Raw genomic sequence first — 594 nt, 5'->3', positions numbered from 1 at the left:
CCGGCATGGCCGGCGCGCTGACCGCGCTGGACCCCGGCGCCGGCGCGCCGGTGTTTCCCGCCTTCAACTATCAAGAACTGCTGGCCTGCTACGAACCGCTGCTGGCCTGGCTGTCCGCCGCGCTGGACCGGGTGCGCGCCGGCTACCGCAGCCTGCCGTTCAACCGCGACGCCGACGGTTTCTGGATTCTGCTGCCGGAGGCCGCGCGCGACATCGAGCGGCTGATCATCGGCCTGCGCATGCCCGGCGGTGCGCCGGATTCCGCCGCCCAGCAATGGCTGGGCCAGGCCATCATCGCCTCCGAATCCCATGTGGCCACGCTGGCGCGCCAACGCATGCGCGGCCTGGTGTTCCAGCCGCTGGACCGCGCCGAGCAAGTGGCCTACAGCGTGGGCGACGATACCCGGCTGTTCGCGCTGCTGGCGCGCGGCGACTGGCTGCAGCCGGAGCAGCCGCTGCGCATGACGCTGCCGGCCGGCGGCGTGGCGCTGGAACCGTGGGAAGCGCTGCTCTTCGTCGCGGACCCGCAAGACGAGGCCGATGGAGAACGCCATGCAGGATAACGCCGCCCTGCAGCCGCTGGGCGCGCTGGCG

The 594-nt window shown here is 72.6% G+C and carries 1 protein-coding gene; it reads left to right on the top strand.

All coding sequences use genetic code 11. The features are described from left to right. Positions 1–563, top strand: a 563-nt coding sequence (tssK, locus tag LQT98_RS23790) for a type VI secretion system baseplate subunit TssK (protein ID WP_231465727.1), incomplete at its 5' end; no start/stop codon positions are given. Between the last annotated feature and the right edge of the window lie 31 nt (positions 564–594).

The sequence above is a fragment of the Chromobacterium aquaticum genome, assembly GCF_021129195.1.
In the GTDB taxonomy this organism is placed as follows: Bacteria; Pseudomonadota; Gammaproteobacteria; order Burkholderiales; family Chromobacteriaceae; genus Chromobacterium; species Chromobacterium aquaticum.
This window is presented reverse-complemented; position numbering and strand designations above follow the sequence as displayed.